This is a genomic window from Streptomyces sp. NPDC046203, assembly GCF_040646255.1.
In the GTDB taxonomy this organism is placed as follows: Bacteria; Actinomycetota; Actinomycetes; order Streptomycetales; family Streptomycetaceae; genus Streptomyces.
In genome coordinates, this window is sequence record NZ_JBEYZX010000010.1 from 96,783 (window position 1) to 114,862 (window position 18,080).

17 protein-coding genes are annotated in these 18,080 nt (G+C 72.7%); 7 read left to right on the forward strand and 10 right to left on the reverse strand.

Annotated features, from left to right (window positions below; all coding sequences use genetic code 11):
• Positions 1-3: 3 nt before the first annotated feature.
• From hemA to ABZ990_RS11495, 3 genes are all read left to right on the forward strand, one after another.
• Positions 4-1,212, forward strand: a complete 1,209-nt coding sequence (gene hemA / locus ABZ990_RS11485; RefSeq protein ID WP_361229158.1) for a 5-aminolevulinate synthase — start codon at positions 4-6, stop codon at positions 1,210-1,212.
• On the forward strand, positions 1,209-2,819 hold the full coding sequence (locus ABZ990_RS11490; RefSeq protein WP_361228945.1) for an AMP-binding protein: 1,611 nt from the start codon (positions 1,209-1,211) through the stop codon (positions 2,817-2,819). The genes hemA and ABZ990_RS11490 overlap by 4 nt, the downstream gene beginning before the upstream one ends.
• Positions 2,820-2,914: 95 nt before the next feature.
• Positions 2,915-3,520 carry a hypothetical protein gene (locus ABZ990_RS11495; RefSeq protein WP_361228947.1) on the forward strand — a complete coding sequence of 202 codons (606 nt, stop codon included), beginning with the start codon at positions 2,915-2,917 and terminating at the stop codon, positions 3,518-3,520.
• Positions 3,521-3,676: 156 nt separating this feature from the next.
• Here ABZ990_RS11495 and ABZ990_RS11500 read toward each other — a convergent pair whose 3' ends face one another.
• From ABZ990_RS11500 to ABZ990_RS11510, 3 genes are read right to left on the reverse strand one after another with little or no spacing between them, the layout of a single operon-like run.
• The gene (locus tag ABZ990_RS11500; protein WP_361228950.1) at positions 3,677-4,297 is read right to left on the reverse strand and encodes a response regulator transcription factor; all 621 of its coding nucleotides are present in this window, start codon (positions 4,295-4,297) and stop codon (positions 3,677-3,679) included.
• A gap of 35 nt (positions 4,298-4,332) precedes the next feature.
• Positions 4,333-4,602, reverse strand: a complete 270-nt coding sequence (locus tag ABZ990_RS11505) for a hypothetical protein (RefSeq protein WP_361228953.1) — start codon at positions 4,600-4,602, stop codon at positions 4,333-4,335.
• A gap of 14 nt (positions 4,603-4,616) precedes the next feature.
• On the reverse strand, positions 4,617-4,865 hold the full coding sequence (locus ABZ990_RS11510; protein ID WP_361228956.1) for a hypothetical protein: 249 nt from the start codon (positions 4,863-4,865) through the stop codon (positions 4,617-4,619).
• 277 nt (positions 4,866-5,142) lie between these two features.
• On the opposite strand from ABZ990_RS11510, the gene ABZ990_RS11515 reads away from it, so the two are divergent.
• Both ABZ990_RS11515 and ABZ990_RS11520 read left to right on the forward strand, forming a co-directional pair.
• Positions 5,143-6,123 carry a helix-turn-helix transcriptional regulator gene (locus tag ABZ990_RS11515; protein WP_361228959.1) on the forward strand — a complete coding sequence of 327 codons (981 nt, stop codon included), beginning with the start codon at positions 5,143-5,145 and terminating at the stop codon, positions 6,121-6,123.
• 264 nt (positions 6,124-6,387) lie between these two features.
• Positions 6,388-7,242 (forward strand): hypothetical protein, encoded by an 855-nt coding sequence (locus tag ABZ990_RS11520; protein ID WP_361228962.1) that lies wholly within the window; start codon positions 6,388-6,390, stop codon positions 7,240-7,242.
• A 121-nt stretch (positions 7,243-7,363) separates the two neighbouring features.
• Here ABZ990_RS11520 and ABZ990_RS11525 read toward each other — a convergent pair whose 3' ends face one another.
• Positions 7,364-8,272 carry a sulfurtransferase gene (locus ABZ990_RS11525; protein ID WP_361228964.1) on the reverse strand — a complete coding sequence of 303 codons (909 nt, stop codon included), beginning with the start codon at positions 8,270-8,272 and terminating at the stop codon, positions 7,364-7,366.
• A gap of 176 nt (positions 8,273-8,448) precedes the next feature.
• A complete protein-coding gene (locus tag ABZ990_RS11530) occupies positions 8,449-9,699 on the reverse strand; it encodes a hypothetical protein (protein WP_361228967.1) in 1,251 nt (416 codons plus the stop codon).
• Positions 9,700-9,960: 261 nt separating this feature from the next.
• Between ABZ990_RS11530 and ABZ990_RS11535 the strand changes: the two genes are divergently transcribed.
• Positions 9,961-11,388 carry a cation:proton antiporter gene (locus tag ABZ990_RS11535; protein WP_361228970.1) on the forward strand — a complete coding sequence of 476 codons (1,428 nt, stop codon included), beginning with the start codon at positions 9,961-9,963 and terminating at the stop codon, positions 11,386-11,388.
• Positions 11,389-11,412: 24 nt separating this feature from the next.
• On the opposite strand, the gene ABZ990_RS11540 is transcribed toward ABZ990_RS11535, so the two are convergent.
• The 4 genes from ABZ990_RS11540 to ABZ990_RS11555 all read right to left on the reverse strand — a co-directional run bounded on the left by ABZ990_RS11540 (position 11,413) and on the right by ABZ990_RS11555 (position 14,834).
• Positions 11,413-11,778, reverse strand: coding sequence for an SHOCT domain-containing protein (locus ABZ990_RS11540; protein WP_361229161.1), 366 nt, complete (start codon positions 11,776-11,778; stop codon positions 11,413-11,415).
• A 180-nt stretch (positions 11,779-11,958) separates the two neighbouring features.
• Entirely contained in the window at positions 11,959-12,735 is a 777-nt protein-coding gene (locus ABZ990_RS11545; protein ID WP_361228973.1) for a hypothetical protein, read from the reverse strand.
• A gap of 198 nt (positions 12,736-12,933) precedes the next feature.
• Positions 12,934-13,488 (reverse strand): GNAT family protein, encoded by a 555-nt coding sequence (locus ABZ990_RS11550; protein ID WP_361228975.1) that lies wholly within the window; start codon positions 13,486-13,488, stop codon positions 12,934-12,936.
• 200 nt (positions 13,489-13,688) lie between these two features.
• A complete protein-coding gene (locus ABZ990_RS11555; RefSeq protein WP_361228978.1) occupies positions 13,689-14,834 on the reverse strand; it encodes a cobalt-precorrin-5B (C(1))-methyltransferase in 1,146 nt (381 codons plus the stop codon).
• Here ABZ990_RS11555 and ABZ990_RS11560 point away from each other — a divergent pair.
• Positions 14,829-15,728: a cobalt-precorrin-6A reductase gene (locus tag ABZ990_RS11560; protein ID WP_361228981.1), complete on the forward strand. Its 900-nt coding sequence runs from the start codon at positions 14,829-14,831 to the stop codon at positions 15,726-15,728. The genes ABZ990_RS11555 and ABZ990_RS11560 overlap by 6 nt on opposite strands.
• A gap of 45 nt (positions 15,729-15,773) precedes the next feature.
• On the opposite strand, the gene ABZ990_RS11565 is transcribed toward ABZ990_RS11560, so the two are convergent.
• On the reverse strand, positions 15,774-17,846 hold the full coding sequence (locus ABZ990_RS11565; RefSeq protein ID WP_361228983.1) for a PA14 domain-containing protein: 2,073 nt from the start codon (positions 17,844-17,846) through the stop codon (positions 15,774-15,776).
• Between the last annotated feature and the right edge of the window lie 234 nt (positions 17,847-18,080).

Sequence of the window (18,080 nt, forward strand, 5' to 3'; positions counted from 1 at the left end):
CACCTGGCGTTCTTCACGGACCGCGCCGCCACCGCGATCGCGGACGGCAAGCGGGAGTTCTTGAAGCTGGGCCGCCGGGCGGGCCACTTCCCGGCCGCCTCCACCTCCACCGACCCGGCGGACACCACGGCCGAGATCAGCGTCTGGTGCAGCAACGACTACCTCGGCATGGGCCAGCAGCCGAAGGTCATGGCGGCGATGCGGGAGGCCGTGGCGCGCTTCGGCGCCGGCTCCGGCGGCTCCCGCAACATCGGCGGCACCCACCACGCCCACGTCGAGCTGGAGGCCGAACTCGCCGCCCTGCACGGCAAGGAGGCGGCGCTGCTGTTCACCTCGGGCTACACCGCGAACGACGGTGCCCTGACGGTGCTGGCCGGCGCGGTCCCCGACTGCGTGGTCTTCTCGGACGAGCTGAACCACGCCTCGATCATCGACGGACTGCGGCACAGCGGCGCCGCGAAGCGCATCTTCCGCCACAACGACGCTGCCCACCTGGAGGAGTTGATCGCGGCCGAGCCGGCCGACCGGCCCAAGCTGATCGTGCTGGAGTCGGTGTACTCGATGTCCGGTGACGTGGCGCCGATCCTCGAAGTCACCGAGATCGCCCGGAAGTACGGCGCGACGATCTTCCTCGACGAGGTCCACGCGGTGGGCATGTACGGGCCGCGCGGCGCGGGCATAGCGGCCCGCGAGGGGCTGGCCGACGAGATCGACGTGGTCATGGGCACGCTGGGCAAGGGCTTCGGCACCGCCGGCGGCTACATCGCGGGCCCGCACGCGCTCATCGACGCCGTACGCACCCTGTCGCGGCCGTTCGTCTTCACGACCTCGCTGCCGCCGGCGGTCGCGGCGGGCGCGCTGGCCGCCGTACGCCACCTCGCCGGCTCGGAGACCGAGCGGTCCGCGCTGCACCGCAACTCGGTTCTGCTGCACGGCCTGTTGAGGGAGTACCGGATCCCGTTCCTGTCGGACGAGTCGCACATCGTGTCGGTCCTGATCGGCGAGGACGCGGCCTGCAAGAGGGCCTCGGCGCTGCTCCTGGAGCGGTACGGCATCTATGTGCAGGCCATCAACGCGCCGAGCGTGCGCACCGGCGAGGAGATCCTGCGCATCGCGCCGGGAGCGGTGCACGCGGCGGACGACGTGGTGAAGTTCGCCGAGGCGCTCGACACCATCTGGCTCGAACTCGGCCTGCCGCGGACCGCCGCGTGAACCCCTCGTCCTCGTCGGTGGCGTCCGTCCTGGCCGAGGCGGCGGCCCGGCGGCCCGCGCATCCCGCGCTGGTCTTCGGGGACCGCTCGTACTCCTACGCGGAGCTCTGGGACGGCGCCCTGCGGTACGCGGCCGCGCTGCGCGCCCGGGGCCTCGGACCCGGTGACCGGGTCGCGCTGCTGCTGCCCAACACCCCGGCCTTCCCCATGGCCTACTTCGGGACCCTCGCCCTGGGCTGCACGGCCGTACCGGTCCACGAGCAGTCCCGGGCCCCCGAGATCGGCCATGTCCTCACGGACTCGGGCGCCGCGGCGCTGATCTGCGCGGGGTCCCTGCTGCCCGAGGCGGCCGACGCCGCCCGGGCGGCGGGCACCATGCTGCTCGGCGTCCACGACGAGGGCGACCGTACGGAGGAACTCCCCTGGCTCGACCGGGAGTCCGCGTACGCGTCGCCCCTCGACGGGCTCGTCCCGCGCGCCCCCGAGGACATCGCGGTCGTCCTCTACACCTCGGGCACGACCGGCGCGCCCAAGGGCGTCATGCTCACGCACCGCAGTGTGCTCATGAACATCACGACCACCGCGCGCACCCCCTTCGCCTTCGACCAGGACGACGTGCTCCTCGGCACGCTGCCGCTGTCCCACACCTTCGGCCAGATCTGCGGGATGGGCGTGTGCTTCCACGCCGGCGCCACCCTGGTGCTGATGGACCGCTTCTGCGGGACGCGCGCGCTCGACCTCATGGCCTCCCATGGGTGCACGGTCGTCATGGGCGTGCCCACCATGTACCTGGCCCTGCTGGACGCGGCCGGACCGGACGCGCGCGAACTCCCCCTGAAACGCGCCTACTCGGGTGGCTCCTCGCTGCCGCCGGCGGTGCTCCGGCGGGTCGAGGAGACGCTGGGCGCCCCGGTCTACGAGGGGTACGGGCTCACCGAGACCTCTCCCAGCGTGAGTTACAACCAGCCGGGCAGCGAACGCCGGCCCGGGACGGTCGGCCTGCCCATCCCCGGCGTCGAGGTCGGGATCGCCCCGGCGAACACGGCGAACACGGCCGACACGGCGGACACAGCAGACTCGGCGGACTCGGCGCACTCGGCGAACACGGCGGACCGGATCCGGCTGCTGCCGGCCGGCGAGCCCGGGGAGATCGTCGTCCGGGGCCACGGCCTGATGGCCGGCTATCTGAACCGTCCGGAGGCCACCGCCGAGGTGCTGGTCGACGGCTGGCTGCGCACCGGGGACATCGGGGTCCGGGACGAGGACGGCTATCTGCGCGTCCTGGACCGCAAGAAGGACGTCGTCATCCGCGGCGGCTACAACGTCTATCCGCGCGAGGTGGAGGAGATCCTGCTCGGCCACCCGGCGGTGGCCCAGGCCGCGGTGGTCGGCGTCCCCCACGACCGGCTCGGGGAGGAGGTCTGCGCAGTGGTACGGACCGTGCCGGGGGTACGGCCGGATCCGGGGCTGGCGGAGGAGATCACCGCCTGGTGCGGAACGCGGCTCGCGCGCTACAAGAGTCCGCGCAGGATCGCCTTCACCGGAGCTTTCCCCGTGGGCGCCACGGGGAAAGTGCTGAAGGGCGAACTGGCCGGGATCTTCCGGTAGATGGCCCTTCGGACTCTCACGTCACGTAGTGGATGGCACACACACGGCCGCCGCGAGAAGATGTGACGTACACGTACCAACAGGAGGCAACACCCGTGGAAAAGACCGCCGTCCGTCCTGTCTTCCGGACCCGACAGGAGCAACTCCGCAACGGTGGCCGGGGGGCACTGATCGGGACGGCCTTCGGCGCGATGTGGTTCGCCCTGGCCCAGTCCGCCGTCCACGGGGCGGCCCGCCCGGTCGTCCTCGGCGCCGGCCTGCTGCTGTTCGCCGCGAGCGCGGCCGCCGTGGTCCGGCTCTTCGTCCTGGCCCGGCAGACCCCCGCGACGGAGAAGGGCGCGCCGGTGCCCCCGGGCGGCGGCGGTCCGAAGTTCCTCACCGTCGTCCTGGTCGAGGCGGTCGTCCTCGGCGTCGGCAACAACTACGCGCGCACCAGCCTGCACCGCCCGGAGCTGATGCTGACCTGGTCCGCGCTGGTGGTCGGCGCGCACTTCTTCCCGATGGCCCGGAGCCTGCGCGCCCCGATGCTGCGCTGGGTCGGTGCCGCGATGCTGGCCACCGTCGGCCTCGCGGCGCTGGCCACGCTGCTGCCGGGGGCGACCGAGGACGTCTGGCAGACCGTACCGGGCATCGGCTGCGCGGCCGTGCTGTGGGCGGGGGCGGCGTTCACCGGGCTGCGGGCGGGGCGCCGGCGGGCGTAACGCGGCGGCGTAGTGCCGGGGCGTGGCACCGGCGGGAGTGGGGTGCGGCGCCGATGCGAGTGGCAAGTGGCGCCCCTGGGCGCGGCAGCGTACGCCGGTGAGGCGCCCGGGTCCGGTTCCCGGGCGCTCCGTCACGGCGTACTCCCGCTCTCCCGCTCAGATCCAGCCCTGCTCCACGGCGATACGCGCCGCGTCGAAGCGGTTGCGGCCGCCGAGCTTCTTGATCGAGGCCGAGGCGACGTTGCGTACCGTCCCCGCGGCCAGGTAGAGCTCCGCCGCGATCTCCTTGACGGTCGCCCCGCCGGCCGTGAGCCGCAGCACCTGGGACTCCCGGTTGCTGAGCGGGGCGGCGGCCCCCGGCCCGGCGAAGCCCATGGCGGCGTCCGCCAGGGACGGGGCGAGGGTCACGCAGCCCGCCGCCACTCCCCTGAGCGTCGCGATCAGCCGGGCCAGGCCCGTGTCCATGGGAACGATGCCGTGCACGCCCGCCGCGACGGCCCGGCCGACCGCCGCCGGACGTGAGCCGGACATCATCAGCGCGATGCCGCAGGACGGCACCCGGGCCCGTACCGCGGAGACAAGACGCAGGACGTCATCACCCACCGGGGTGTCCTCCAGAAGAAGGACGTCCGGCGAATGGCGGAGCACAAGTCCGAGGATGTGCTGGTGATCGCTGTCCGCGGCGATGACGTCGATGCCGTCGACCGATCGGAGCGCCTCGACAAGAGCGTCGAGGAAGAGAACGCGGCTGCCGCCGACGATGACACTGATAGCCATTGAATCCCCCCCTGAGCGGTTCCGAGAGCCGTGTTCTACCGTCCGGTTTCCACGGTCCAGCCACTGAGCTGCCGGGTTATCTCAAGTGCCCTGCGGCAAATAGCGATTGCCGGGGCCGGTGGTTCCGTCGCGTCGGGGACGGTCTGGAACAGCACGAGCTCGATCTGTTCGCCGGAAGGACGGACCGCGACGTGCTCCAGACCGTCCGCGGGCGAGGCCACGGCCCTCAGCAGCGAGGCGAGGAGCAGCGGATCCGGCCGGCCGCCCGACTCCGTGCGCGGCGAGCGCATGACAATCGATGTCATATACATACGAAGGGTCAGTCCCAGTTCAGGTTGTCGTGCGGCTCCTCGCCGGCGCCCGGCTCGACGTCGGCGGCGCCCGGCACGTCCCAGTTGAGGTTCGGGTCGGCGGGGTCGGTGGGGCCGCCGGCGGAGGCGGTGGAGACTGCGGCGGCGGTGGCCTGGATCGCCTGGTTCGGCTCGTTGTGCGAGGCACCGAGGGCGATCAGCGCGGCGGCCAGAGCGGCGAGAGAAGCGGCCCGGGAAAAGCGACGGAAGAACAGCATGAGAATCCCCCTGTAAAGCGTATGCAAAGCGTGTTTGAAGAGCGCACCATCTCTGGCGTTCGGTCCGGGGCGCCGCTTCGTTCTGGAACCAGCTTGCTTTACGGAAGGAGGGGTCCGGAAGCGGTTCGGCTGGCAGGAAGAAGCCCGTGGCAGGTCGGTGCCAACCTCGCCACAGAACCCCATCCGATGTAGCCAGCCACCTGCGCCCTCTCCTATGTTGATTACATCGGAGCAGCTCGAAGAAGAATGAGCGGCGGGGGACCGAACGAGGACGTCAATGCTGGAACTACTGGGGCTGGACGCGCAAACGGCGGATGTGTACGAACACCTGCTGGCGAACCACGCCTGGGGTGTCGCCGAGATCGCCCGGCGACTCAAAGTGTCGACGGTCGACGTCCGCGCGTCGCTGGAGAAACTGACCGATCTGCGACTGCTCCACCGCTCGGCCACGGGCGACGAACTCCAGCCGAGCGACCCTGCCTTGGGCCTGCGGGAGCTGCTCAACCAGCACAAGCGGGAACTGGAGAGCCGGCAGGAGGCCATCGCGCGCTGCGAGGCCGACATGACCGCGCTGGTCAGCACGTACAGCGCGCTCTACACCGGCCAGGCCCAGCGCGTGGCCCAGCAGTTCGTGGGCGTGGAGTCCGTCCAGAACCGGATCCGGGAGCTGGCCTCCGAGGCCACCTCCGAGTGCCTGACCTTCAACCCGGGCGGCGCCCAGTCCCGGGCCAGCCTGGAGGCCAGCAAGCCCCTCGACAGCCAGATCCTCGGCCGGGGGGTACGGATGCGGACGGTGTACCTGGACAGCGTCCGCAACGACTCGGTCACCACCGAGTACGCCGAGTGGCTCACCGACCTCGGCGGCGAGGTGCGCTCCGCGCCCTCGCTGCCCGTACGCATGCTCATCTTCGACCGCAAGACGGTCATCGTGCCGGCCGACCCGGAGAACACCCGCAAGGGCGCGGTGCAGCTGACCGAACCGGGCGTGGTCGTCGGCCTGTCCGGCCTCTTCGACCAGATCTGGAAGTCGGCCGCGCCCCTGGGCACCGGCCAGGACCGCGACGACCGCGGCCTGACCCGCCAGGAGAGGGAACTGCTCCGCCTGCTGGGCAGCGGCCTCACCGACGAGGCCGCCGGCCGCCAACTGGGCCTCTCCCTGCGCACGGTCCGCCGCATGATGGCCGAGCTGATGAAGCGCCTCGGCGCGGGCAGCCGCTTCGAGGCGGGGCTGCGCGCGGCGCAGCGGGAGTGGATCTGATCCCTGCCGGGCGGGCGGACACCGGGGCGGGCGCCGAGGTCGGCCTGCCGGGCGGGCCTGCCGGGCGGGCGGGCGGGCAAAGGCCCGCGTTTCCCCCGCGCCGATGTGGCCGAACCCGAGCGGCCCGGGCCCGGCGCCCTTCCGCGCCGGCGGCGCGGTGGGGTAGGGGTTGTCCGGCGGATCGCCCCTCAGCCTGGGGGACCGTCAAAGGAGGCCCTGATGCCCACGGCTCGTGACCCTCACCACTCGGGTACACCCGCGCGGATGACCAGCTTCGACGACATCTACGAACAACCGGACCCCCGCGCGTACTTCGCGACCCTGGGAGCACTGGGGTACGAGACGCCCCAGCACGCCCAGTGGATCTTCCGCCGCCTGCTGCCCCTCGCCGACGGGGGCGGTGAGGGCGGCGGGGCCGGCCGGGACGGTGGGCCGCGGGCCTCGGTCCTGGACATCTGCTGCTCGTACGGCATCAACGCGGCGCTGCTCAACCACCATGTGACGTTACGGGAGTTGACCGACCGCTACACCTCGCCGCGGGTCGCCGGCCTGACGACCGCCGAACTGATCGAGGACGACCGGGCGTTCTACGCGGCGCGGCGCCGCGCCGACGCCGTACCCGTCGTCGGCATCGACATCTCCGCGCCCGCCATCGCGTACGCCCGCGCGGCCGGCCTGCTCGACGAAGGGTTCGCCGAGAACCTGGAAACCGCCCCGCCCAGCCCGGAGTTGCTGAAGGCCGTCGGCGACATCCGGCTGATCACCGTGACCGGCGGGGCGAGCTTCCTCTCCCCCCGCACTTTCCGGCCACTCCTGGACGGCCGGCAGGACCCTCCCTGGGTGGCCGCCCTCGTACTGCGCACCGGCCGCTACGACACCATTGCCGACGGCCTGGCCGCGTACGGCCTGACCACCCGGAAGGACACATCCCGCACGTACGTCCAGCGGCGCTTCACCGACGCCGACGAACAGCGCTACGCCGTCGCCGCGGTGTCCGCCGCCGGTGACGATCCGCGCGGCAAGGAGACCGACGGCCACTTCCACACGGCCCTGCACCTGTCCCGGCCCGCCGCGCACACCGACGCCCATCCGCTGCACACCCTGCTGGGCGACGCGTAGACACCCTGCGGCCACCCCGGCCTCCGCCCGGTTGCTTCGGGGCGGGGGCCGGGGGATTTCCCGTGGGGCATGACCCTTTCTGACTGCTCAACTCCTCGATGAGTCAGGTGAGTTGAACGCGTCAGAGGATTCGTCCGGGCTCCTCGCCGGTGGCCACCGGGCGGGCGGAGGGCAGGCCCCACTCGCTCCACGAGCCGTCGTACACGGCAAGGTCCCGATAGCCGGCCAGGGTGGCACCGAGGGCGAGAACGCAGGCGGTGACCCCGGAGCCGCAGCTGAAGTACAGCCGCTCGCGGTCCCCCGCCGCCGCCCCGAACGCCGTACGCAGCTCGTCCACCGGCCGCATCTTCCCACCGTCCCGCTGGAGTTCACCGAAGGGCAGGCTGACCGAACCCGGCATATGACCGCCGCGCAGACCCGGGCGCGGCTCGGGCGCGGTGCCCGCGTACCGCTCGCGGGTGCGGGCGTCGAGAACGGCGGCCGCCGGGTCGGCGAGAGCGGCGGCGACGGCCTCGGCGTCCACGATCAGGCCGGGCCGGGGCCGGGCCGTGAAGGTACCGCGCGGGCCGTCGTACGCGGCGGGCACGGGCTCGACGGGGTGACCGGCGGCGATCCAGGCGGGCAGCCCGCCGTCCAGGACGGCGACCCGGTCGAAGCCCATGGCACGCAGCATCCACCAGGCACGGGCGCTGGAGTAGACACCCTGCGCGTCATAGACGACGACCGTGTCCGTGTCGTGCAGGCCGAGCGCCCGCAGGGCCTCGGTGAACGCCGCGGCCCCGGGCATGGTGTGCGGTACAGCGGAGGCGTGGTCGGACAGGGACCCGTCGAGATCGAAGGGCCGGGCCCCGGGGATACGGGCCGCCGCACCCCGGTGGGCACCAACGGAAGCATCCAGGAAGACCACCCCAGGGACGCCGTGCCATGCCGCCGCCTGGTCGGCGCCGACCAGCGGGGCGAGAAGGCCGGGCGGGGCGGGCGGGGCGGCGGTCGCGGGTGTCGGGGGGATGGGGGTTGCGGGCGCGCCCATGCGAGTCCTCCAGGTGAATCGGCGCACCCCGGGCGGGTGTTGCCGGTACGCCGGAGGTCCGCCGCGTGGTCGAGATCGGCTGCCCCATCTTCCCCGGCGCGCTCGACGCCCCCGCAACCGGCCCGGGAACCTCCTGACTTGGCCCGTTGGCAAGCCACCCAGCCGTGGAGCCCCGCTCACTCCTCCGAGGACGGGGGCGGCGCGGGCGCCGGGGCCGGAGCCGGGGCGGCGCGGCGGCCGTCGGCGGCGAGGAGGGCGATGATCGCGAGCGCCGCGAGGAGGATCAGGACCAGGAGCAGCACCGTGAGGACCGTGGGGTGGTTCCAGAGGGCGAAGACGAGAGCGACGACGAGGACGACGCCCAGGGTCAGCCAACGGCGGTGGTCCCGGGTCCAGGTGCCCGCGGGGCCGGTGGTGACGCCGTGGCCGCCCCACCAGCCGGCCGCGGAGTCGGCGGCGCGTTCGGAGGCGGAACGGGTGGCGGTCGCCAGACGGCCGGGGCCCACGAAATAGGCGCCGAGGGCGAGGACCACACCGAGCACGATCGCGGTGCGCAGCGCGACCCGCAGGAAGCGCACCAGGTCGTCGAAGGCGGCCGCGGCGGCCGCCTTCGAATGGACCTCGGGCGGGAGGTGGTCGAGGTAGTAGCGGCGGGCCACGACGAGGGCGAGGGCCACGACCAGACACGCGAAGGCGGCGCCCAGCGCCGTACGGGCCAGGGCGCGTCGGCGCCGGTGGGCGAGGACGACGCCCGCCGCGGCGAGCAGCACGGTGAGCACGGGCAGCCAGTTGCCCAGCGCGTCGAGGGCGCGGGCGGCGCCCTGGAGCTTCTTCAGCTGGTCGGAGTGGAACAGGACCAGCTGTTTCTTGACCTCGGGGATCTTCGCCGCCGGTTGCAGTCCGGCGTCCACCAGGTCCTTCTTGACCTGGTCCACGGCGGCGCCGAGGTCGAGGGTGACCGTGCCCTGCGAGACGTCGAGCGCGCCTCGGCCCTTGCCGGTCAGGGCGTGCACCACGGCCGTGTGGGCGGCGCGGTTGGCGGTGACCCACACCTTCTCGAACCGGTCGCTCCGCACGAACCGGGTCGCCACCTTGTCGGCGGCCCCGTTCACGGCGGCGTCCAGCTGCGGGGCGAGGCCCTTGACCGCGTCGGCCGCGCGCGGCGGCAGGCCCTGGGACCGCAGCCAGGCCGCGATCTCGGCGGTGACCTGCTTGCCGTCGACCCGTACGTCCACCGCGTGCACGATCCGGTCGTGGGCCGCCGCCTCGATCGCCGGGTCGGAGGCGAGCGGCTTCATCGTGGCGACGTAACGGTCGGTGTCGAGGACGATGTCGTGCACCCACACCGTGAGCACGCTGACGGGCACCAGGACGCACGCGAGGACGATCAGCACCGCCGACGACACACTCCGCAGCGTCCTCGTCATCCGTCCTCCGTGCTTCGTGCTTCGTGCTTCGTGCTTCGTTCGTGGCCGGGCGCCTGCCCGCATTTCCCGCCCGGGTCATGTCCATTTCCGTCCATGCGCGGGCGTACGGCATCCCGGCCTGGGCCGTTCGGAGGCCACGCGCCCACCCGCCCCCAGCGCGATGACGGCGAGGGCGGCACACGGGTACGCGCACCGGCCCGCGCGCGTGGCGGGGCCGCATGGCGGGCCCGCGTGGCGCGTGTTCCTCTGGGGGCGAGTGAGGTGAGCGATGCGGACGGACGCGGCGGGGCGATGAGCGCCGGCGGCGGGTGGGCGGTCGCGGCCGTGGCCGCCGTGACGGCCGGGTACGCCCTGGTGTCCCGGCGCCTCGCGACCACCGTCGTGTCGGCGCCGATGGTGTTCACCGCCTTCGGCGTGGCCATCGGCCCGGCCGGGCTCGGCCTGATCAGCCTGGACCACGACGCGGGCGCGATCCTCACCCTGGTGGAGGGCACCCTGACGCTGGTCCTGCTGACCGACGCGATGTCCGTACGGCGCCGGGATCTGCGGGCCGGCGGCTTTCTGCCCGGCCGGCTGCTCGGGCTCGCCCTGCCCCTGACCCTCGCGGCCGGCTGGCTGCTCGCCTGGCCCCTGCTGCCCGGTCTGACCCTGTGGGAACTCGCCCTGGTCGCCGCGATCCTCGCCCCGACGGACGCGGCGCTTGGCGAGTCGGCGGTGGCCGGTCCCGGGGTCCCGCCGCTGGTCCGGAACGGACTCAAGGTCGAGAGCGGTCTGAACGACGGACTGGTACTGCCGTTCTTCGTGGTCTTCCTCGCGGCGATCCCCGGGACGGCGGCGTCGGCGGAGGGGATCGCGGGCACGTTCTGGCGTTCGCTCGTCCTCAGTACGGCCCTGGGGCTGGCCATCGGCGGGTCCGGCGGGTGGCTGCTGTCCGCCTCGCGCGCGAGGGGCTGGGTCACCGAGGAATGGCGCCAGGTGTTCGTGCTGGCCGTCGCCGCCGGCTCGTACGCGCTGGCGGCCGTCATCGACGGCAGCGGGTTCATCGCGGCCTGGGTGGCCGGGTTCGCCCTCGGGACCACGCTGCGGCGGGGCGCGCGGGCGGCCGTGGTGAAGGCGGCGGCGAGCGGCGGGGTGGTGGGGACGGGACCAGAATCGGAATCGGGACCGGAATCGGGACCGGGATCGGGACCGGTCGAGGACGGTGACGACACGGCCCGGCCCGCCGCGCGGCTCGGCGACTTCCTCGCGGCGCTGAGTTTCCTGGTCTTCGGGGCCGTCCTGCTCGGTCCGCAGCTCCAGCACCTCGACTGGCGGATCGTGGTCTACGCCGTACTGAGTCTCACCGTGGTCCGGATGCTGCCCGTGGCGCTCTCCCTGGCCGGGACCGGTCTCGCCCTCCCCACCGTCCTGTACGCCGGGTGGTTCGGGCCGCGCGGGCTCGCCTCGGTGGTCTTCGGGCTCCTCGTGGTGGAGGAGCACGTACCCGGCACCGCCCTCATCGGCCGCGCGGTCGCCCTGACCATCGGCCTGAGCATCCTGCTGCACGGTCTGACGGCCCACTTCCTCGCCGACCGGTACGGGGCCTGGCACCGGGCCGCCTCGGCCCGGCGGCCCGGGATGCGCGAAGGCCCGCCCGCCGTCCCGGCGCCCCTGCCTGACCGGGGCCCAGGGCCGGGGACGGGAACCTGACCGCCCCGGGCCCGGCTCCGCCCGTCAGCTCGCGAGCACCTTCTCCTTCGCCCGCTGGTACTCCTCGTCCGTGAGATGACCCTGTGCCTTCAGCTCGGCCAGCTTCGACAGCTGGTCGGCGTGCCCGCCGCCGGACGGCCCGGACGGGGTCGCGGCGGCCCGGATGTACTCCTGGAACTCCTTCTCGTTGGCCTGGGCCCGGTGCAATTCGCGCTTGCCCATGCCCTTGCCGCGGACCAGGAGGTAGACGAAGCAGCCGAGGAACGGCAGCAGGACGACCAGCACGGCCCATCCGGCCTTGGCCCAGCCGCTCAGATCGTCGTCGCGGATGATGTCGCCGATGATCCGGAAGAGCAGCATGAACCACAGGACCCAGAGGAAGATCCACATGATGGTCCAGAAGGCGTTCAACAGTGGATAGTCCACGGTCTCTCTCCTCTCGCGACCCCGTGCGCCGCGTCACTCACCGCGCACGGCTGCCCGGCCCCCCTCCTCCCCCAGTCTGCGACCGGAACCGGGCCGCCGCATCACCCGTGGGCGCGCTGGCCATCGGATCCGCGAAACCGCAGGTCAGCCGTTGACAGCGGTACGGAATTCGCTGACCGTCATGACCTTCGACGCGGGCGGCATGGTGATCGAGAAGGACTTGCCGAAGGAGTCGTACGTGGTCGTGCTCGTGCGGCCGTCGCGCGTCGAGTCGAGGCGGAGGATGTTCAGGCCCCCGATGTAGTAGACGTCCTGGGTCTGGCCGTTGCCGCCCTCGTAGGCCTCCGCGTCCTGGCCGCCCACGGTGCGGTCCTTGTCCTTGGCCCGCTGGACGAACTCGGGGATCAGGTAGTAGATCTCGCAGCCCGAGTTCAGGACGGTGGACACGTACCGGTCCTTGAGGTAGTCGGGGACCTTGATGGACTGGCCGCGTTCGTTCAGCGCGGCGGCGAACAGCGGCGCGCTGGTGTAGGAGGTGCCCTTGTCGCAGTAGACGTCGCCGGGCTGGGAGCCGGTGACCCGCATGTGGAATCCGTCGGCCGGGTCCGACCACATCTCCTGCCTGGCGCCGGAGAAGGCGGTGGTGTCGCCCGAGGCGTGCCAGGACTCGCGCATCATGTGGCTGTTGGTGGACGTGATCATGGAGTCCGGCTCCGTCGACGACGCGGATCCCGGGCCGCCGGCGGAGCCGCCCCCGGACGTACCGCCGTCCGATATCGCGCCGCCCGACGTCCCGGCGGTCGTCGGGTCGGCGGACACCGACCGTCCTTCCTCCTGACCCGCGCACCCTGTCAGGGCCAGCGCCGCGGCGAGCAGGGTCAGTACCGCGGTGGACCGGGGAAGGACGTGCGTGACACGCATGGAACACCTCTCCTGTGGATCGGGGTTGGCCCCTCCACCCTCCCATCCGGATTCCGGAAGGTCATTGCCGGGTTCCGGCAATGAAAAGGGGAGATGAGCGACAGCCGGGGCAAGGGGGCGGGATATGAGGCCACTTGGATGGCGAGAGTCCGGCATATGCCGTCCCGTCACCCCAGCCATTCGGCATATGCCCTGCCGCTAAAGGGCCGTTGGCGGCCACTCCGGCGCGATGACCGACATCACCGTGGCGTCCACCCGCTCCCCCTTCCACAGCAGCGCCCCGCGCAGCACCCCCTCCGCACGGAAGCCGGCCTTCTCGTAGGCGCGGCGGGCGCGCGGGTTGAACGCGTACACCTCCAGCCAGACCCGGTACAGGCCCAGCTTCTCCAGGGCGTGGCCGACGATCAGCCGGGTCGCCTCCGTACCGAGACCTCGGCCGAGCACGTCCGGGGCCAGGCAGATCCGGAAGCCACAGCTCTCGTTGGGCCGGTCCCACGCGTTGAGGACGGCCTCGCCGACGACCCGGCCGCTCGCCCGCTCGACCACCGCGAGGTCGAGCCGGTCGGGGCGCGCGCCGCGCGTCGCGTACCACTGCCGCAGCGCCGCCTCGGTGAAGTCGGCGTGCGAGCCGGTCAGCCGCGTGATCTCCGGGTCCGAGAACAGCGGCAGGAAGGCGGGGACGTCGTCCTCGGTGACGGGACGCAACGTGACGAGCTCGCCGGTCAGGGTGGGCTTGTACGAGAAGTCGGTCATCCCGGCATTCTGCAAGGCGGAAGGGGCGAATTCCCCTGGTTTTCCGGGCCGTTACGGGTCCCCTGCGAGTCCCTCGCGGGTCCCCCACCCCGTACGGGCTCCCGTACGCATGCTCACGCACGTACGCACGCACGCGCACGCCCCGGCGGCGCCCCCGACCCTCACCCCTACCGGACCCCTATGACCCCCTACGCTCCCCCCTACGGGTCCTTCGGTCCTCGCGCCGCCGCCCGCCCGACCACCACGCCCGCCCGGTCGACGCACACCACGTCCACCGCGACCGGCGCACCGCGCAGCACCGCCAGCGCCTCGTCGCGGGCGCGGGCGGCGACGAGGTCGCCGAGGGGGACGCCGGCGGCCTCGCACAGCCGGAGCGCGGCCAGGCCGGTGTTGGCGGCGGCGACCTCGGCGGCGAGCGCGCCGTCCGCCCCTCCCGCGCGGGCCAGGTCGGCGAGGAAGGTCTTGTCGACCTGGGAACGCGCCGAGTGCAGGTCGAGATGGCCGGCGGCCAGCTTGGAGAGCTTCGCGAACCCGCCGCAGACGGTGAGCCGGTCCACCGGGTGACGGCGCAGGTACTTGAGGACGGCGCCCGCGAAGTCGCCCATGTCGAGCAGCGCGATCTCCGGCAGCTCGTAGAGCTCGGTGACGGTCCGCTCCGAGGTGGAACCGGTGCAGCCCGCGACATGGGTGATGCCGCCGGCGCGCGCCACGTCGACCCCGCGCCGGATCGAGTCGATCCACGCCGAGCAGGAGTACGGCACGACGACGCCGGTCGTCCCGAGGATGGACAGGCCGCCGAGGATGCCGATGCGCGGGTTCCAGGTGGAACGGGCGATCTCGGCACCGTCGTCGACGGAGATCGTGATCTCGACGTCGGCGGACCGGCGGCCGTGGGCGGCGGCCACCGCCGTCACGTGCTCGCGCATCAGCTGCCGGGGGACGGGGTTGATCGCCGGTTCGCCGACCTCCAGCGGCAGCCCGGGCAGGGTCACGGTGCCGACCCCCTCCCCGGCCCGGAACACGACCCCGGAGCCGGGCGGCAGCGCCCTTACCGTCGAGCGGATCAGCGCCCCGTGCGTGACGTCCGGGTCGTCGCCCGCGTCCTTGATCACCCCGGCCGTCGCGAAGCCGGTGCCCGTCGCCTCCACGGCAAGCGCGAAGGCGGGCGTCTGGCCCTTGGGCAGGGTGATCGTCACCGGGTCCGGGAACTCGCCGGAGAGCAGGGCGGTGTACGCGGCGGTCGTCGCCGCCGTCGCACAGGCGCCGGTCGTCCAGCCGGGCCGCAGACCGGTGTGCTTGAGTTGGGCCGCCCGCCCGCCGCCGCTCACGAAGGAACCCCCATGCACGTACTCGTCCTCGGCGGGACGACCGAGGCCCGTGTCCTGGCCGGTCTGCTCCACGAGCCCGGCGCGCCCGACGAGGGCGAGCCGCACCCAGCGGTCCCGGGGGTGCGCGTGACCAGTTCCCTCGCCGGGCGGGTCGCCGCCCCTCGGCTGCCGGCCGGTGAGGTACGGATCGGCGGCTTCGGCGGACCGGCCGGGCTCGCCGCGTGGATACGGGAGCACTCCGTGGACGCGGTCATCGACGCCACCCATCCCTTCGCCGAGCGGATCAGTTTCAACGCGGCCGAAGCGGCCGCCACCGCCCATGTTCCCCTGCTCGCGCTCCGCCGCCCCGGCTGGGTCCCGCGCGCCGGGGACGTCTGGCACGAGGTGGATTCGCTCGCGGGGGCGGCGCGGCTGCTGGGTGATCTTGGCGCTTCCGGCGGTCCTGGCGGCTCCGGCAGTTCCGGCGGCCCCGGCGGACACGGCCGTACGGACACTCCCGCCGCCCCCGGCAGCCCCTCCCTTCACGCCCCTCTCGGCGAGCGCGTCTTCCTCACCACCGGCCGGATGGGCCTGGCGGCCTTCGCGGACTGCCCGCAGTGGTTCCTGGTCCGCTCGGTCGACGCGCCCGAGGGCGCGATGCCGGCCCGTACCGAAGTCCTCCTGGACCGGGGCCCGTTCACGCTGGAAGGCGAGCGCGAACTCCTCGCCCGGCACCGCGTCGACGTCCTGGTGACGAAGGACAGCGGCGGGGCCGCCACCGCCCCCAAGCTCACGGCCGCCCGCGAGGCGGGCATCCCGGTCGTCGTCGTCCGCCGCCCGCCGGTGCCGCCGGACACGGCGACGGCCGCCTCCCCGGAGGAGGCGGCCGTCTGGGTGCGGGAGCTGCGCGAGGGTCGGACGCGGTCGGCGTAGACCACCCGCGCCCGGCGCGCTCCCGGCTTTCCCTCCCTCGTTTCCCTACTGGGCGGGACGGACGTACGGATCGGTGACGGGCACGATCATGACGCCCGAGGCCGACGGGTGCAGCCTGTTGGACCAGCGGTCCTTGGCGACGACCGCGTACACGCGGTTCTCCTCGCTCTGCACCCCTCGCTTGCACAGAACCGTGGTCCGAGCGCCGTCGACGGAGTCGCAGGTGGTCGAACCGGTCCACTTGACGGTGCCATCCGCCTGCGGGACGCCGGTCCACACCCAGTAGGGCGAGATGTCGTCGAGGTCGTCGGCGGTGGAGGCGTCCCAGCTCAGCAGGATGCCGTCGGCGCGCGGGGTGGCCGTCACGCCGGTGAGCGGCGCGGGGGCGACACGGTCGCCCGTACGGACGGTGAGCGGCGCCGACAGCGGGCCCTCGTTGCCGCGCGGGTCCACGGCCGCGACGGCGTACGTGTAGTACGCGCCCTGGTCCATGGTCAGGTCGTTGCAGTTTCCGCGGTTGTTCGAGAAGCCGCTGCCCTCGCCGCAGGTCACCCGGGTGAGCGCCGACTTGTCGAAGGTGCGGCCGGGCGAGCGGTACAGCCGGTACGAGCCGCCGTTGTCCCAGTCCGAGAAGAAGCTGCCGGGCATCGACCAGTACACGTCGGTCGTGCCCGGGCGGACCACGGCGTTCGGGTTGGTGGGGCTGTCCTTCGGCCCGATCCGGTCGACACCGTCACTGGCGAACACGGCGGAGTACGCGGACGGGTTGCCGACCTGGTCGAAGCCCTGCACCCGGTAGAAGCGCGGGGTGTTCTCGCGGGATTCCACGAGGACCGTCGTGTCCGTCGTCCTCGCGATCACGCTGTACGGGCCGGCCGCGTCCGGGGCCGCCGACACCTCGTAGCGGACCGCGTCCTTGACCGGGCCCCAGCTCACGGTGGCCATCCAGGCGTCCTGGCTCACGGTCACCCCGCCCGGGGCGGCCGGGCCGGTCTTGTCGGCGGTCGTGACGTACACGTCGGTCGAACCGGCGGACTCGTTGCCCGCCTTGTCGACGGCACGGACCTCGTAGGCGACCTCCTCGCCGGTGGCCGGTGCGGAGGTGTCGGTGAAGGTGGTCTTGGTGACCAGGCTCGCGCCGCTGACCTTCGTCCACGTCGTGCCGGGCGACGGACGCCGGTAGACCCGGTAACCGGCCAGGTCCGACTCCTTGTTGGCCGTCCACCACAGCGTCACGCTGTTCAAGGACCCGTCGTAAAAGACGACCGGCTTGGCCGGGGCGGCCGGGGCGGTCTTGTCGACCGTCGTGACGTAGACGTCGGTCGAACCAGCGGACTCGTTGCCCGCCTTGTCGACGGCACGGACCTCGTAGCCGAACTTCGCGCCGGTCCGCGGCGCGGACTTGTCGGCGAAGCCGGTCTTGGTGACCAGGCTCGCACCGCTGACCTTCGTCCACGTCGTGCCGGGCGACGGACGCCGGTAGACCCGGTAACCGGCCAGGTCCATCTCCTTGTTGGCCGTCCACGACACCGTCGAGGTGTTCGTGGAGCCGTTGTAGGAGACGCCCGGCTTGGCCGGGGCGAGCGGCTTCACCTTGTCGACGGAGGCGGTGGTGCGGGGGGTGTAGGCGAACTTCACGTTCGCCTTGCCCTTCCACGCCACGAAGTCGACGCGCAGGGTGTGCTTGCCCTTCGGGACGGTGACGTTGACCGACTTCTTCTTGGTGGAGGAGACGTCCTTCCACAGGTCGATCTTGCGCGAGCCGTCCAGGTAGACCCGGATGCCGTCCTGCGTCTCGGCGGCGAAGGTGAAGGGGCCGCCGGAGCCGAAGTCGCGGGTCAGCGACCAGCGGACCGAGAAGTTGTCGTTGGGCAGGCTCACCCCGGACGGGTGGCCATAGCCGTAGTTCTCCGAGATCGCCGCGTCGCAGGCGGTCTTCTTCGGGGTGCCGCTGAACTTCGTGTTGGCGAAGAACTGCACCTTCCACACGGGGGAGTTGCAGGTCACCGTCGCCGCGGCGGCGGGTGCGCCGGCGGCGGTGACGATGCCGGTGGCGGAGACAAGGGTGGCGAGGCCGGCCAGGGCGGCCGGGATCCTCGTCCGGATGGGGGTGTTCACAGGCGTACGAGCCCTTTCCGGGACCGTGGAGGAGACGAACGGACAGGAGGGGCGTGGGGGTGGTGGCGCCTGGTGCGCGGCGGCCGTCGGGGTGGGGCCCTTCGTACGGCTGTGCGACCAAGCCGTACGACTCTACCTGCCGTGATCACCTGTTCGGGGCGATTTATTTACCCGGGCATTGCTCGCGCATTGCCTGGGTGGGGGCCGGGCAGGGGCCGGACCCGCGTGGCCTCG

Bases quoted from the DNA above. Each gene is read 5' to 3' on its own strand.
- ABZ990_RS11500 (WP_361228950.1), bottom strand. From the start codon at position 4,297: ATGGCTATCAGTGTCATCGTCGGCGGCAGCCGCGTTCTCTTCCTCGAC.
- ABZ990_RS11505 (WP_361228953.1), bottom strand. From the start codon at position 4,602: ATGACATCGATTGTCATGCGCTCGCCGCGCACGGAGTCGGGCGGCCGG.
- ABZ990_RS11510 (WP_361228956.1), bottom strand. From the start codon at position 4,865: ATGCTGTTCTTCCGTCGCTTTTCCCGGGCCGCTTCTCTCGCCGCTCTG.
- ABZ990_RS11515 (WP_361228959.1), top strand. From the start codon at position 5,143: ATGCTGGAACTACTGGGGCTGGACGCGCAAACGGCGGATGTGTACGAA.
- ABZ990_RS11520 (WP_361228962.1), top strand. From the start codon at position 6,388: ATGACCAGCTTCGACGACATCTACGAACAACCGGACCCCCGCGCGTAC.
- ABZ990_RS11525 (WP_361228964.1), bottom strand. From the start codon at position 8,272: ATGGGCGCGCCCGCAACCCCCATCCCCCCGACACCCGCGACCGCCGCC.
- ABZ990_RS11530 (WP_361228967.1), bottom strand. From the start codon at position 9,699: ATGACGAGGACGCTGCGGAGTGTGTCGTCGGCGGTGCTGATCGTCCTC.
- ABZ990_RS11540 (WP_361229161.1), bottom strand. From the start codon at position 11,778: ATGTGGATCTTCCTCTGGGTCCTGTGGTTCATGCTGCTCTTCCGGATC.
- ABZ990_RS11545 (WP_361228973.1), bottom strand. From the start codon at position 12,735: ATGCGTGTCACGCACGTCCTTCCCCGGTCCACCGCGGTACTGACCCTG.
- ABZ990_RS11550 (WP_361228975.1), bottom strand. From the start codon at position 13,488: ATGACCGACTTCTCGTACAAGCCCACCCTGACCGGCGAGCTCGTCACG.
- ABZ990_RS11560 (WP_361228981.1), top strand. From the start codon at position 14,829: ATGCACGTACTCGTCCTCGGCGGGACGACCGAGGCCCGTGTCCTGGCC.